Origin of the sequence: Streptomyces sp. NPDC020780, assembly GCF_044334475.1 — a bacterium.
Classification (GTDB): Bacteria; Actinomycetota; Actinomycetes; order Streptomycetales; family Streptomycetaceae; genus Streptomyces.
In genome coordinates this window covers 145,242-159,360 of record NZ_JBIRTB010000011.1, presented here as the reverse complement: position 1 = coordinate 159,360, position 14,119 = coordinate 145,242, and the positions used below count along the sequence as shown (strand labels likewise).

Genomic DNA, 14,119 nt, shown 5'->3' with positions numbered 1-14,119 from the left:
ATCGTTTTTCGATAATATCGATAAACAATACGCATGCTGCTGATCGACAGGGGGAGATCATGGGCGCCAAGTCCTGGTGGAGCCAGACCGACAGCCGGTTGCTGGAGGCGGCTCTGGGCCTGACTGTTCTGCTGGTCGGTGTCTTCGGAGTCCTGCTTCCGGCCCTCGGGGTGGCCGGTCTGACGGATCCGATGGACACCCGCGAGGTTGGGGTCGAGACGGCGGCCCGGGTACCGGGAACCGTGACCGACGCGGTGAAGGGGTACGGCATGACCCTCACCGGCACTCACCGGGCGGATCTCGTCCTCGCCGGCCCCGACGTGGGTCAGCGCCTGCTGCTCGCCCTGCCGGAGATCGTCGGCAGCCTGCTCCTGCTCCTCATCCTGGCCCTCCTTTTCAAGATGGCCCGGACCCTGCGCGGTGGCGACGTCTTCGTGCCGGTGAACGCCCGATACCTGAGCGTCATAGGACTCGCGGTGCTCGTGCAGGCACTCCTCGCCCCGGCTTTGACGGCGCTCACCACAGAAATTCTGGTGAGCGGTACCCCCATGGCCGAACAGGTCCCGTTCTCGGTCACGTTCACCGGGGAGTACGCACTGCTGGCTTTCCTCGTCCTGGCGCTGGGAGAAGTCTTCCGGCGCGGGACGACGCTGCGCGCCGATTCCGAGGGGTTGGTCTGATGCCACCGGAAGAGGAGCACCGGGTCCAGGTCCACCTGGACCGACTGCTGGCCGAGCGCGGCATGACCCTGTCCGAACTGGCGACCAGGGTCGGGGTGACGGTGGTCAACCTCTCCATCCTCAAGAACGACCGGGCGAAGGCGATCCGCTTCTCCACCCTCACCGCGATCTGCCGTGAACTGAACTGCCAGCCCGGCGATCTGCTCAGTGTCCGCAAGGACTGACCCTCCCCGGACGACCTGCACAGCGGGGGGTCTCGATCCGTCCCGTACGTCGCCGGCCGGACCACGGCAACCACGGGGTCGTTGCCGAAGGATCACGAAACCCGGCCTGTCATCCCTGGTCCGACCTGGAGATTCGCTCGGCTGTTGGTCACATGGTTGGTCACGTGGTTGGTCACGCCACAGCCTGACAAACAGAAAAACCCCACGTGAAGTGGGGTCTCTGCTGATGCTGGTGTCCGAGGGGGGACTTGAACCCCCACGCCCGATAAAGGGCACTAGCACCTCAAGCTAGCGCGTCTGCCATTCCGCCACCCGGACAAGGTGTCTGCCGTTCACGGGGCGTTCCCCGCGGCGACAAAGAAAACAATACCAGGGGTTCGGGGGCGCTTTCACCCGCGTTTCCCGTGGTCAGTGCGGTGCGCTCCGGTGCGGGTGGCCGACCGGGACGCGGTCGCGGCGACGTATGTACGGTGCGTGGCCCGTCGTGTACGCGGAGCACCTCCGACCGTCATTCCGGCAGGGGAGACCACTCCTGCCGCCGGCTGCGCCCGGCGCCCAGCGGTACGGAGGCCGTCGCCGGCCCCGTACCGCTGTGGCGCGGTCGTCCGCGGCGGGTCAGTCCCCGCAGCGGCCCTCGCGGAGCGCGTGCAGGTGTTCGCTGGACTTGCGGGCGAAGGCGAGCGACTCGACCGGGTTGTCGTGCTCGGTCTGCCAGTGGTGGTAGGTACGGCCGCGGTGCGTGCGGGTGGTGACCCGGCCGATGAAGTTCTTGTAGTCGATGTCCCCGTCCCCGACGTCCGTCATGCGGTAGCCGTCGCGGGTGGTGTCGTCCCTGGTGCCGTCCTTGACGTGGAAGAGGGGGTAGCGGTCGGGCTGCTTGAGTACGTAGTCGATGGGGTTGAAGGGCGCCGGGGTGCCATCCGCCCGCTTGCCGAAGCGGAACTGGGCGCAGAACGCCCAGTAGATGTCCATCTCCAGGTAGACCAGGTCGGGGTCGGTCTCGGCGAGCAGGACGTCGTAGAGGCGAACGTTCGGCTTGTCGGTGGCGAAGGAGAACTCCTCGGCGTGGTTGTGCTGGTAGAACTTCATGCCGCGCTTGCGGGCGGCGGCGCCGTAGGTGTTGAAGTCCTCGGCGGCCCGCTTCCAGCTGTCCACCGTGGAGCCGTAGCGGAAGGGCCCCGAGGCGGTGCCGATGTGCTTGAGGCCGAGCGCCTCGGCGTCGTCGAGGACCTTGGTGAGGTTCTGGGCGAAGGTGTAGGCACCGGGGTTGTTGTCGTCGGAGTAGCCGACGTGGCTGCCGATCGGGTTGAGCCCGTGGTCCTTGGCCAGCCGCTTGAGCTGGGCGAGGGTGAGGGGGCCCGCGGAGCCCTGGGTGTATCCGGCGAACTCGATCTCGTCGTAGCCGTACTTCTCCAGCTCGGCGAAGACGGGGGCGAAGCCGAGGGTGGAGACCTTGTCACGGAGGCTGTACAGCTGGATGCCGAGGCGGCCGGGCGGCAGGACGGGGCGGCCCTTGCCCCGGCCCTGGACGTCCTGAGCGCCCTGGACGCCCTGCGGGCTCGAGGCCTGCGCGGTGGCGCCGCCCAGGAGCGTGGCGGCGGTGGCACCGGCGGCGACACCCAGCACGTTGCGGCGGCTGAGCCTGTGCGCGAGCTCGGGGTCCTTCGGGGTGCGGCTCATGATCACGTGTCTCCCTGTCGGTGTGCGGGCGGTACGGATGGTCAGTGCAGTCCGGCAAGCTGGAGCAGCAGGGACTTCACTTCGGTGGCCTGGACTCGGCCGGTGAACGCGTGGGGGGTGGAGCAGAGGATGAGCGGACCTTCGTCGTCGCTCGTGGGCAGGCGGCCGTGGCTGCCGCGGATCGGTGCGGGATCGAGGGGCACGACCGCCATGCGGTAGCGCATCCCGAGTTTCTTGCGGGCGACCGCCGAGACGGCCTTGACCCGGACGTAGGGGTCCTGGGGGTCCATGAACAGCTCGACGGGGTCGTAGCCGGGTTTGCGGTGGATCTCGACGAGCTGGGCGAAGTCGGGGGCGTGGGCGTCGTCGAGCCAGTAGTAGTACGTGAACCACGCGTCCTTCTCCGCGACGGCGACGAGCTCGCCGGAGCGGGGGTGGTCCAGGTGGTGGGCCTTCTTGCCCGCGTCGTCCAGGAGTTGGTCGATGCCGGGCAGGTCCGCCAGGGCGGTCCGGGTCGCTTCGAGGTCCTCGGGTCGGCGTACGTACACGTGGGCGAGCTGGTGGTCGGCTACGGCGAAGGCGCGCGAGGCCATGGGGTCGAGGTACTCCATGCCGTCCTGCGTGTGGACCTCCAGCAGGCCCGCGCGGCGCAGGGCGCGGTTGATGTCGACGGGCCGGTCCACGCGGGTGATGCCGTACTCGGAGAGCGCGACGACGGTGCGGCCCTGGGCGCGCGCGTCGGCCAGGAGGGGGGCGACGGCGGTGTCGAGCGCGGTGGCTGCCCGGTGGGAGCGGGGGTCGTCGGGGCCGTAGCGCTGCAGGTCGTAGTCGAGGTGGGGCAGGTAGCACAGGGCCAGGTCGGGGGTGCGGGTGGCGAGGATGTGCCGGGTGGCGTCGATGATCCACTGCGAGGAGACGAGGTCGGCGCCGGGACCCCAGAAGTGGAAGAGGGGGAAGGTACCCAGCTTGTCGGTGAGTTCGTCGTGCAGGGCGGGGGGCCGGGTGTAGCAGTCGGGTTCCTTGCGGCCGTCGGCGTAGTAGACGGGGCGGGGGGTGACGGTCCAGTCGGTGTCGGCGCCCATGGCGTACCACCAGCAGATGTTGGCGACGGTGTAGCCGGGGTGGGCGCGCCGTGCGGCGTCCCAGAGCTTGTCGCCCTCGACGAGGCCGTTGTGCTGGCGCCAGAGGAGGACGTCTCCGAGCTCGCGGAAGTACCAGCCGTTGGCGACGATGCCGTGCTCGGCGGGGGTGGTGCCGGTGAGGAAGGTGGACTGGGCGGCACAGGTGACGGCGGGCAGGACGGTCGTCAGGGGGGCCTGGGCGCCGGCTCGGGCCATGGCCCGCAGGTTCGGCATGTGCGCGAGCAGGTGGGGAGTGAGGCCCACGACGTCCAGGACGAGGAGGGGGGTGGGCTGTGCGGTGGTGGTCACGGAAGCTCCTTCAGCCCGAGGTCGGTCAGGAGGTCGCGGGCGAGGGTGAGTTCGGCGGCGATGCCGTCGGCGAGCTGGGCGCGGGTGCGCGGACGCAGTGCGGCAGGGAGCGCCTGCCACGTGTACGTCTCGACCTCCAGGTGCCGGGTGAGGGGCGCGGGGCCTCCGACGAGCCGGGTCAGGACCGACCGGAGTACGGGGAGCGTGGAGGTGAGCGGGGGCGCGGGGGGCGCGTGCAGGGGGACGTGGAAGTGGGAGCGCCAGGGGGTGCTGTCGGGGAGGGCGCCGCCGGAGACCGCTTCGTCGAGGTCGTCGGTGCCGCGCAGGCCGGCCGCGGTGAGGGTGCGGGTCTGGTGCAGGAAGCGGGGCTCGGCGAAGGCGGCCAGGGCGGCGCGTACCTCGGGCAGGTGGGGGTGTTCCGCGTGCAGTGCCGCGGAGAGCTGGGTCTTGGCGACGGGTATGCCGGCCGCCCCCAGAGCGTCGAGCGCGGTGTCGGGGTCCTCGAAGGAGGTGGCGAGGTGGCAGGTGTCGACGCAGATGCCGATGCGGTCGTGGCCGACCTCGGTGAGGGGGCCGATGGCGTCGGCGGTGGTCTCCACCGTGCAGCCCGGTTCGGGTTCGAGGCCGATCCTGATCGACTTTCCGGTCAGTTCGGCGAGCGCGTCGAGTCGCTGGGCGAGGGTGGTGAGGGCCTTCCGCGCGGTGCCGGCGGCCGTCGGGTCGGTGGCGAACGGGGTGCGCCAGGCGATCGGCAGGGTGGAGATGGTTCCTTCGGTGACGTCGTCCGGGAGGAGCGTGGCGAGCAGCCGGGCCAGGTCGGTGGTGTGGGCGAGCCGCTCGGGGTCGGTCCAGTCCGGCTTGTACACCCGGTACTTGACCTCGTCGGCTCCGAACCCCTCGTACGGGAAGCCGTTGAGGGTGACCACTTCGAGGCCGCGGTGTTCGAGTTCGGTCCGCAGCGCGCGCAGGGCGGACGGATCGTTGACCAGGGCGCGGGCGGCGTCCTTGGCGAGCCAGAGCCCGATGCCGAGGCGGTCGCGGCCGAGCCGTCTGCGGACGGGCTCGCAGTGGTCGCGCAGCTGGGCCCGGACGCCTTCCAGGGTCTCGGCGGGGTGCACGTTGGTGCAGTAGGCCAGGTGGACGGTGGAGCCGTCGGGGTGGCGGAAGCGCATCGCTCACTCCCCGCCGCGGAGGATGGAGTTGCCCTCGTGGAGCGCGTCGGTGGCGGTGATGTCGAGCTGGAGCCGGCCGCTCTGCCCGTAGAAGGCGACGGGGTTGCGCCACAGCACCTTGTCGACGTCGTCCTCGTCGAATCCGGCCTTCAGCATGGTGTCGGCGACCTTGCGGGTCTTCAGCGGATCGCTCCTGCCCCAGTCGGCCGCCGAGTTGACGAGGATCCGGTCGGTGCCGTGCTCGCGCAGGACCGACACCATGCGGTCCTCGTCCATCTTGGTGTCGGGGTAGATGGAGAACCCGGCCCAGCAGCCGCTGTCGAGGGCGTCCCGCACGGTCGTCTCGTTGAGGTGGTCGAGCAGGACGGCCTCCGGGGCGAGGGCCGATTCGCGGACGACGTCGATGGTGCGGCGGAGCCCGGCGAGCTTGTCGCGGTGCGGGGTGTGGACGAGCGCGGGCAGGCCGTGGTCGGCGGCGAGCTGGAGCTGGGTGGCGAGGGCGGTGTCCTCGGCCGGGGTCATGGAGTCGTAGCCGATCTCCCCGACGGCGACGACGGAGTCCTTGACGAGGTAGCGGGGCAGGGCGTCCAGAACGGGGGTGCAGCGGGGGTCGTTCGCCTCCTTGGGGTTGAGCGCGAGTGTGCAGTGGTGGGCGATGCCGTACTGGGAGGCGCGGAAGGGCTCCCAGCCGAGGAGGGCGTCGAAGTAGTCGAAGAAGCTGGCCGGGGAGGTGCGGGGCTGGCCGAGCCAGAAGGAGGGTTCGACGAGGGCGCGGACCCCGGCGTCGTACATGGCCTGGTAGTCGTCCGTGGTGCGGGAGGTCATGTGGATGTGCGGGTCGAAGATGCGCATCAGGACTCCTCCGTGGGGGCGGGGACCGGGTCTGTGAGGGCGAGGACGGTCTGCAGGCCGTCGGGGACGGTGCGGCCGGCGGCCGTGCGCTCGGCGGCGAAGTCCCGCAGCATGCGGGCCAGTTCTGCGTCCCCGCAGGCGCGTTCGCCGAGCCGGTCGACGGTCTCGACGGGGACCTCGGTGAAGAGGCACTTGAGGACGGCGTGCCGCCAGCCGTGGGCGTCGAGGTGGGCGGCGGCGTACGGGCCGACGGCGGCGGCGACCAGCCGGGTGTCGTTGGTGCGCAGGGCGTCCTCGACGAGGGGAAGCGCGGCGGGTCCCAGGTCCAGCCGGTGCAGGGTGAGGAGGACGGCACGGCGCTCGGCCGCGGTGCCCCGCTCGTAGAGCCTGGTGACGGCGGGCAGGCCGGCGCGTGCCTCGACGAGCAGCAGCGCGCGTACGGAGTCGGCGTGTTCGAGTCCGCAGTGCCGTCCCGCCGAGGCGAACCGCAGCTCCCAGGGCGGGGTGCCGCTGTCCGCGCCGGGGTGCGCGGCGGCGTGTGCCGCCTCGGCGAGTGCTTCGTCGAGCCAGGCCCTGGCCGCGCCGCGGAGCCGGTCGTCGAGTTCCTTGCGGTCGCTCAGCACGGTGCGGCTCCGTCCGTCGCCCGTGCGGCACGGCGCAGGAAGCCGATCGAGTCCCGGGCGAGTTCGGGCCCCGCGTGGGAGTGGCGGGGCAGTTCGACGACGGTGAGTCCGGTGTAGCCGGTGGCGTCGAGGGCTTCGAGCACCGGCGGGAAGTCGATCTCGCCGTCACCGAACGGCAGGTGTTCGTGGACCCCTCTGCGCATGTCCTCGATCTGGACGTGGCGCAGCCAGGGCGCGGCCTCCTTGACGCAGTCGGCGGGCGGGGAGGGTTCCAGGCACTGGCAGTGGCCGATGTCGAGGGTGAGCCCGAGGGGTTCCGGGTCGCCGAGCAGGATGCGCAGGTGGTGGAAGTCGGCGAGCGTGGCGAGCAGGTGGCCGGGTTCCGGCTCGACGGCCAGGGGGATGCCGGCGCGGGTGGCGGCGTCCAGTACGGGGGTGAACGCCTCGGCCAGCCGTTGCCAGGCGGTGTCCTCGGTGGTGTCGGGCGGGGTGATGCCGCTGAAGCAGTGCACGGCGTGGGCGCCCAGGTCGGCGGCCACGTCGACGGCCCGGACGAGCAGGGCGGTGCGGGCGGCACGGGCGTCGGGATCCGGGTCGAGGAGGGAGGGGCCGTGCTTGCGCCGGGGGTCCAGGACGTAGCGGGCGCCCGTCTCGACGGTGACGCCGAGACCCAGCGAGCTGAGCCTGCGTGCCACGTGGCGGGTGCGCGCGGCGAGGTCGGGGGCGAGGGGGTCCAGATGCATGTGGTCGAGGGTCAGCCCGACGCCGTCGTACCCGAGGCCGGCGAGGAGTTCGAGGGCGTCGTCGAGGCGGAGGTCGGTCAGGCCGTTGGTGCCGTAGCCGAGGCGGAGGCTCATGTGGGGCTCACCTTCCGTGCGAGCTTCCGGGCGAGGGGGACGAGTGCCATGGCCGCGAGTCCGCTGAGCGGCGCCCCTGCCTTCACGGCCAGGGCCGCCTGGAACGGGATCATGGCGCGGATGCCGCCGCCGACGGCGCGCTGGGTGAGGGGCGGGGAGGGGTTGAGGGCGGCGTGGAGGAGGGGGGCCGCGGCGGTGCGCAGGTAGGCGGCGGCGAGGGCGGTCCGCAGGAGCCGGTGCGCGGTGGCCGCGGGTCTCTCCCCCCTGCCGGGCGACGGCGGTGCGGGCCGGTCGCGGGCGACGGCGGCGCCGAGGGCGGCGGTGGCGGCGAGCGCCGCGAGGGGCGCCGCGGTGGAGCCGCCCCGGGCCTCGTGGCGGGAGACCTCGGTGACGGCGTAGGTGTGCGCGCCGAGCAGCAGGGCGGCCCGGACGGGACGTGCCGTCGCGGAGACGGTGCGGCGCGGGATCCTCACCGGGCCCGTCCTTCCGGTCGCGGCGGGGACTCCCACCGTTCGCCGGGTCCTCGCGGCCGGGCCCCTGGCGGCCACCGGGCCCGCGGGAGCCGGCTTCCCGGCCGTACCGGCCGTACCGGCCGTGGTCGCGTTGCCCGCCCTCGTTGCGGTAGCCGCCGTCGTAGCCGTAGCCGACGCTCCGGGTGTCCCCGCCGCGGCTGCCCGGCCCGGGCCCGACGCCCCGGCCGGAGCCGCTGCGGCCGGTGTCCTCGACCGCCCCGTCGCGGCCGCACCGAGCAGCAGGTCGAGGGAGCGGGCGGTGGCCATCGCGGCCGGGCCCAGGGAAGTGTGCTTGAGACGCAGGTCGTAGGCCCAGACGGTGGCCGCCAAACCGGATGCCACCGCCAGGGCGGGCCGGCCCGCGCGGGCGGCCAGGGCCAGGCCGGCCGCGGTAAGGACGCCCGCCGCAGTCAGCGCGGCCGCGGGGGTGACGCGGCCGGAGGGGATCGGGCGGTGCGGCCGGTCGACGGCGTCCTCGTCGCGGTCCGCCCAGTCGTTGAGGGCCATCCCCGCCTCGTAGAGGCACAGCGACGCGCCGACGGCCAGCGCGGTGCCCCGGTCGGGCCGCCGGCCGGCGGCGGCGGCCCCGGCCAGGGCGTCCCCGGGAACGGTGAACAGCGCGGACACCCTGAGGAGTTCCGCCCAGGCGCGCGCCTCCCTGCGGGTGCGGGGCCTGTCCGGTGCGGGCGCAGTCCCGCCCGTACCGGACAGGCTGTACGGGGCCGCCTCGCGGCGGGTGCCGAGCAGTCCCGGCATCCCGGTCGCGGCGGTCAGGCCGTGTTGCGAAAGTGGTGTCGTCTGCCCGGAGGGCGCGTTCGGCGACGTCCGGTGCGTGCAATCGCACGACGGAGGGTCGTCCCGATACCGGGCGTCTCTGGATGATCCCGTCAACGCGGCGAGTACGCGTGCCAGACGCCGCGGGGCCGACGGGGCCTTCGCACCATGGCCGAGCAGGCGCAGCGGGTTCACCGGCCGTCCCGCAGCCGCTCGGCGAAGCCGAGAAGGGCCGCGTACTGCTCGGACAGCCCGGCCGGCCCACCGTCCGGGTCCTTGAAGTAGAAGCCGAGTTCGGGGCGCGGCCCGGCCAGACCGATGGCGTGGGCGCGGGCCAGCAGCCGGGCGAGGTCCAGGACGAGGGGGGCGGCCAGGGCGGAGTCGCAGCCCTGCCAGATGGTCTGGAGGATCATGCGCGAGCCGAGGAAGCCGTCGAAGGCGACGTGGTCCCAGGCGGTCTTCCAGTCCCCCATCGCCGGTACGTCGTCGATGTGGACCTCACCCTCCGGGGCGGTGCCCAGCGTGTCGGCGAGCACCCGTGCCTTGCCGGCGTTCTTGGCGGCGGCCGCGGCCGGGTCGGCGAGCGCCGCCCCGTCGCCGCCGCCCAGCAGGTTGGTGCCCGACCAGGCCCGTACGGGCAGGGCTCGCTGGACGAACATCGGGGCGAGCACGGAACGGAGCAGCGTCTGGCCGGTCTTGCCGTCGCGTCCGGCGTGGGGAAGTCCGCCGGAGCGGGCGGCGTCCTGGAGGCGGGGGCTGTGCAGCCCCGTGGACGGGGTGAAGTTGACGTACGGGCAGCCGGCGCGGAGTGCCGCCGCCGCGTAGAGGGAGCTGGCGGGCAGGCGGGTCTCGTCGTCGCCGGGGGCGGGCTCGGTCGAGGCGACGTTGACGACGACGGTCCGGACCAGTGCGTGGCGTCGCGCGAAGTCGTCGAGGTCGGCCGCGAACGCGGTGATGAGCTCCTCGTCGGTACGGGTGTCTCCGGGCAGGGGTCCGCCGGTGCGTATCTCCGCGTCGGCGGCGGCGAGTTCGGCGCCGGCGGCGGAGGGCAGCCCGTGCGGGAGGACTCCGCCGGCCGCGAGCGCCTCGGCCCGCTTGGGCAGTGGGCAGTCGAGGGTGTCGTGGCCGCCGAAGACGAGGGAGGTCAGGGGTGGCAGCCCGCTGTCGGCGAAGGCCGGTGTCTCGGTGGCCATGCCGGTCGCCGGGTGGAGGCCCGCAGCGATGGCTGCGCACCCCGCGGTGGCGGTGGTGGCGACGGAGCCGCGTGCTCCGATGAACCAGACTCCGGTACGAACGGCCTGTGCGGTCACGGACTGCCTCCCTGGGGGATGGGAACGGAGTGGAGGACGGTGGGCGGGGCAGGGACACTGCCCCGCCCACCGCCGGCAGAGGCGGCCGCCCTACGTCGAGGGCAGCTCCTTCAGCTGGATGTTGCGGAAGGACACCTGGTCGTCGGCCCCGTGGTTCTGCAGGCCGATGTAGCCGTCCTTGAGGCTGCGGACCGGATCGGTGTTGGTGAAGTCGTTGATCTTCACTCCGTTGAGGAAGACCTGGAGACGTTCGCCCTGGACCTTGATCTCGTAGCTGTTCCACTGGCCGGGCGGCCGCAGGACCTGGTCGCGGGCCTTGATGTCGGCCGACTTGAAGGTGTAGACCGCTCCGGTGGTGCGGTCCGGCGCGTCCGTGGCGTCGATCTGGACCTCGTAGCCGTTGTTCACCGCGGACCACGGGTCGTCGGACGCCGGGAAGCCGACGAAGACACCGGAGTTGTCGTCACCCGCCATCTTCCAGTCCAGCTTCAGCGAGTAGGACTTCAGCTCCTTGGCCTGGTAGGTCAGCAGGCCCATGCCGCCCACGGAGCGCAGTTCGCCGTCGACGACGTCGAACTTTCCGGGGCCGGCCTGCTTCCAGCCGTCGAGCGTCTTGCCGTTGAAGAGCGAGCGGTAGCCGGTGTCGGGCTTGCAGTCGGCCGCCACCTGGCCGGCCGCGTAGCGCAGCCCGCCCAGCAGGTGCTGGCGCATGGCCGGTTCGGTGTACGACTCCTTGGTGTGGCCGAGTCCGGTGTAGAAGGAGCGGCCGCCCTGGTAGGCCTGGCACCAGGAGATCGGGTGGTCGCCCTTCATGGTGCCGCCGGTGTAGCTGGTCTCGTCGAGCGTGGCCAGCACCTGGGCCTTGTCTCGGGGGTTGGTGCGGTAGTTGTACCACTCGTCGGTGCGGTCCCAGGCCTCGCCCAGGTGCGCGGTCGCGGGGTGGTCGTGGTTCTCCACCCGGACGGTCGCGGGCTGGATCTGCGGGTGCGAGGCGAAGTAGGCGCCGACGAGTCCGCCGTAGAACTCCCAGTCGTACTCGGTGTCGGCGGCGGCGTGGACGCCCATGTAGCCGCCTCCGGTGGCCACGTAGTTCTCGAACGCCTTCTGCTGGTCGGCGTTGAGGACGTCACCGGTCGTGGAGAGGAAGACGACGGCGTCGTAGCGTGCCAGGTTGCTGGTGGTGAACTGGCCGGCCTCCTCGGTGGAGTCGACGGTGATGTTGCTGTCCTTGCCCAGCTCCTTCAGCGCGGTGATGCCGGCCGGGATCGAGTCGTGCCGGAAGCCACCGGTCTTGGAGAAGACCAGGACGCGCTTGGCGGTCCTGTCGACCGGGCTGTTGGAGAGGGTGAAGTCGTCCACGTCGTAGAGCGCTCCGTCGCCGCCCTTGAAGACCAGGTAGAGCTGGGTCGCCTTCTTCGGGACGCCGCGCAGCGGTACGTCGATGTCCTGGAAGGTGTCCCAGCTGCCGGTCACCGGGATGGGTGCCGAGCCGAGGATCGTGCCGGTGGGAGATCCGGTGCGCACCTCCAGGAAACCTCCCGCGCCGGCGGAGGAGGTACGGGCGGTGAGCTTGGTGCTGCCGCTGAGGATGTACGGGGTGAAGGAGATCCAGTCTCCGTTGTGGATGTCACCGACGGTCCGGCCGCCGTGCGCGCTCGTCTTGCTCGGCGTGGTGATGCCCGAGGAGGTGTCGTAGTGCTCGGCCTGCCGGTGGCGCGGCTGGAGCTTCGCCTGGTCACGGCCGGTCAGCGCGGCCTGGCCGCCGCCACCGCCGTCGGTGTACGAGGCGGAGATACCGCCGTAGATGTTGGCGTTCGGGTCGTGCCCGCCTTCCATCCGGGTCTTGACGGTGCCTTCGCAGCCGTGCTCGGTGGTGATGTCGTGCCCGTGGCTGTCGTGGCCCAGGGTGAACTTGACCTCGACCTTGGAGCAGTCGACGGTGCCGTCCTCCGGGTCGGTGACGGTCACTTTGAAGGGCACCTCGTCACCGAACTCGAACATCTGGCCGTCGGAGGGGAACTGCATGGTGACGACGGGAGCGGTGTTGCCGACGGTCACGTGCACACTGGCCGATCCGGTGCGTCCCGTCGGGTCCTTGGCGGTCACCGTGGCCGTGTAGGTGCCGTTCTTCTTGTACGTGTAGGAGGGGTTGGCGGCCGTGGACTTCCCCCCGTCGCCGAAGTCCCACGCGTACGTCAGGGCGTCACCGTCGCCGTCGGTGGTGCCGGCCGAGGAGAAGTTCACCCGGAGCGGGGCCACGCCGGACGTCTTGTTCGAGGTGGCCTCGGCGACGGGTGAGCGGCCGCCGGTGGCGTTCTCGATGCGGTAGAGCGCCGAGTGCTCGTCACCGCCGAACCAGGAGAGCCCGTAGTCCAGGACGTACAGCGCCCCGTCGGGTCCGAACGCCATGTCCATGATCTGGGTGCCCGACCACGGGATGTCGCTGATCGACTGGACGGTGCCGTCGCCGTCCTGCTCGACGCGCTTGATCCACTGCCGTCCGAACTCACCGGCGAAGAAGTCCCCGTCGTACGCCTCGGGGAACTTGACGGGCGAGTCGAGGCCGGCGTCGTAGTGGTAGACGGGTCCGCCCATCGGGGACTCGGAGCCGGTACCGAACTCGGGGACGGAGCCGCCGTCGTACGGGATCCAGGCGGGCTGCGCGGGCGGCAGGTCGGCCAGGCCGGTGTTGTGCGGCGAGTCGTTCTTCGGCGCCGCGCAGTCGAAGGCAGGCCCGGACGTCTTCGTCGCGAAGTCGTAGTCCCGGTAGGCGTCGTTGTCGCCGGTGCAGAAGGGCCAGCCGAAGTTGCCGGGCTTCGTCACCCGGGCGAACTCGACCTGTCCGGCGGGTCCGCGGTTCGGGTCGGCGGCGCCCGCGTCGGGGCCGTAGTCACCGACGTACAGGATGCCGGTGGCCTTGTCGACGCTGAAGCGGAAGGGGTTGCGGAAGCCCATCGCGTAGATCTCGGGGCGGGTCTTGTCGGTGCCCGGCGCGAAGAGGTTGCCGTCCGGGACGGTGTACGAGCCGTCGTCGGCGACCTTGATGCGGAGGATCTTGCCGCGGAGGTCGTTGGTGTTGCCGGAGGTGCGGCGGGCGTCGAAGGCCGGGTTGCGGTCGGGCCGGTCGTCGAGGGGCGAATAGCCGTCGGAGGCGAAGGGGTTGGTGTCGTCGCCCGTCGACAGGTAGAGGTTGCCCTCGGCGTCGAAGTCGATGTCGCCGCCGACGTGGCAGCAGATGCCGCGCGAGGTCGGTACGTCGAGGATCTTCTTCTCGCTGGCGTTGTCGAGGGTGCCGTCGGCCTTGAGCACGAAGCGGGAGAGGCGGTTCACGCCGTCGAACTTGGCGAAGTCGGCGGCGGTGCCGTTCTCGGGGGCGTCGCCGGCCGGAGTGTCCAGCGGGGGCGCGTAGTAGAGGTAGATCGCCCGGTTCTCCGCGAAGTCGGGGTCGATCCCGACGCCTTGGAGGCCTTCCTCGTCGTGCGAGTAGACGGGGAGGGTGCCGGAGATCCGGGTGTTGCCGGCGCTGTCGGTTATTCGCAGCTCGCCGCTGCGCGAGGTGTGCAGCACGCTGCGGTCGGGAAGCACGGCCAGCGACATGGGTTCGCCGGTCTCGGCGGCGCCCTTGGCCAGGGTCACCTGCTGGAAGTCCTCGGCGGCCGTGTCCTGTGCGGCCGGCGAGACCGGGGCGTCGGCCGCGGTGGCGGGCGAGGAACCGAGGGTGAGGGTGGCGGCTGCGAGCAGTCCGCCGGTGAGAAGTGCGAGTGCTTTTCGGGCGCGGAGCCGTCTGCTGCTTCTGTGCACGTGCGTCCTCCGGAAGGTGCCGGTTGTTCGGGCTGGTGCGTTCTGCCGTTCGGCGCGGGGACTGCCGCGCTCGCCACCGGGGGCCGGTGAGCCCCTGGTGACGCGAGTCATCTTCTGTACACGTAGGGGGACCGTAGCGGGGTTCGTCCGAGACGGAAAGCCCTTGTGCGGGTTGTACGTTGACCTTTTCCCTGCTGCTGGACA

The 14,119-nt window shown here is 71.6% G+C and carries 11 protein-coding genes and 1 tRNA gene; 2 read left to right on the top strand and 10 right to left on the bottom strand.

What is annotated here, in order from left to right; all coding sequences use genetic code 11:
- The first annotated feature begins 59 nt into the window (after positions 1–59).
- Both ACH4VO_RS22505 and ACH4VO_RS22500 read left to right on the top strand, forming a co-directional pair.
- Positions 60–680, top strand: coding sequence for a DUF2975 domain-containing protein (locus tag ACH4VO_RS22505; RefSeq protein ID WP_360992192.1), 621 nt, complete (start codon positions 60–62; stop codon positions 678–680).
- The gene (locus tag ACH4VO_RS22500; protein ID WP_360992195.1) at positions 680–904 is read left to right on the top strand and encodes a helix-turn-helix transcriptional regulator; all 225 of its coding nucleotides are present in this window, start codon (positions 680–682) and stop codon (positions 902–904) included. Before ACH4VO_RS22505 ends, ACH4VO_RS22500 begins: the two co-directional genes overlap by 1 nt.
- Positions 905–1,134: 230 nt before the next feature.
- Here the strand turns inward: ACH4VO_RS22500 and ACH4VO_RS22495 are convergent.
- The 10 genes from ACH4VO_RS22495 to ACH4VO_RS22450 all read right to left on the bottom strand — a co-directional run bounded on the left by ACH4VO_RS22495 (position 1,135) and on the right by ACH4VO_RS22450 (position 13,915).
- Positions 1,135–1,222: transfer RNA gene (locus tag ACH4VO_RS22495), tRNA-Leu, on the bottom strand.
- 297 nt (positions 1,223–1,519) lie between these two features.
- Positions 1,520–2,584 (bottom strand): sugar phosphate isomerase/epimerase, encoded by a 1,065-nt coding sequence (locus ACH4VO_RS22490; RefSeq protein ID WP_360992198.1) that lies wholly within the window; start codon positions 2,582–2,584, stop codon positions 1,520–1,522.
- 41 nt (positions 2,585–2,625) lie between these two features.
- Entirely contained in the window at positions 2,626–4,014 is a 1,389-nt protein-coding gene (locus ACH4VO_RS22485; RefSeq protein ID WP_360992201.1) for a nucleotide pyrophosphatase/phosphodiesterase family protein, read from the bottom strand.
- Complete coding sequence (gene eboE / locus ACH4VO_RS22480) at positions 4,011–5,186, bottom strand: metabolite traffic protein EboE (RefSeq protein ID WP_360992203.1); 1,176 nt, start codon at positions 5,184–5,186, stop codon at positions 4,011–4,013. Before eboE ends, ACH4VO_RS22485 begins: the two co-directional genes overlap by 4 nt.
- Positions 5,187–5,189: 3 nt before the next feature.
- A complete protein-coding gene (locus tag ACH4VO_RS22475; protein WP_360992206.1) occupies positions 5,190–6,038 on the bottom strand; it encodes a TatD family hydrolase in 849 nt (282 codons plus the stop codon).
- Positions 6,038–6,661 (bottom strand): EboA domain-containing protein, encoded by a 624-nt coding sequence (locus tag ACH4VO_RS22470; protein WP_360992209.1) that lies wholly within the window; start codon positions 6,659–6,661, stop codon positions 6,038–6,040. The genes ACH4VO_RS22475 and ACH4VO_RS22470 overlap by 1 nt, the downstream gene beginning before the upstream one ends.
- Positions 6,655–7,518: a sugar phosphate isomerase/epimerase family protein gene (locus ACH4VO_RS22465; RefSeq protein ID WP_360992212.1), complete on the bottom strand. Its 864-nt coding sequence runs from the start codon at positions 7,516–7,518 to the stop codon at positions 6,655–6,657. Before ACH4VO_RS22465 ends, ACH4VO_RS22470 begins: the two co-directional genes overlap by 7 nt.
- On the bottom strand, positions 7,515–8,786 hold the full coding sequence (locus tag ACH4VO_RS22460; protein ID WP_360992214.1) for a UbiA family prenyltransferase: 1,272 nt from the start codon (positions 8,784–8,786) through the stop codon (positions 7,515–7,517). The genes ACH4VO_RS22465 and ACH4VO_RS22460 overlap by 4 nt, the downstream gene beginning before the upstream one ends.
- 209 nt (positions 8,787–8,995) lie before the next feature.
- The gene (locus ACH4VO_RS22455) at positions 8,996–10,114 is read right to left on the bottom strand and encodes an inositol-3-phosphate synthase (RefSeq protein ID WP_360992217.1); all 1,119 of its coding nucleotides are present in this window, start codon (positions 10,112–10,114) and stop codon (positions 8,996–8,998) included.
- A 90-nt stretch (positions 10,115–10,204) separates the two neighbouring features.
- A complete protein-coding gene (locus ACH4VO_RS22450; RefSeq protein ID WP_360992220.1) occupies positions 10,205–13,915 on the bottom strand; it encodes a ThuA domain-containing protein in 3,711 nt (1,236 codons plus the stop codon).
- Positions 13,916–14,119 lie beyond the last annotated feature (204 nt).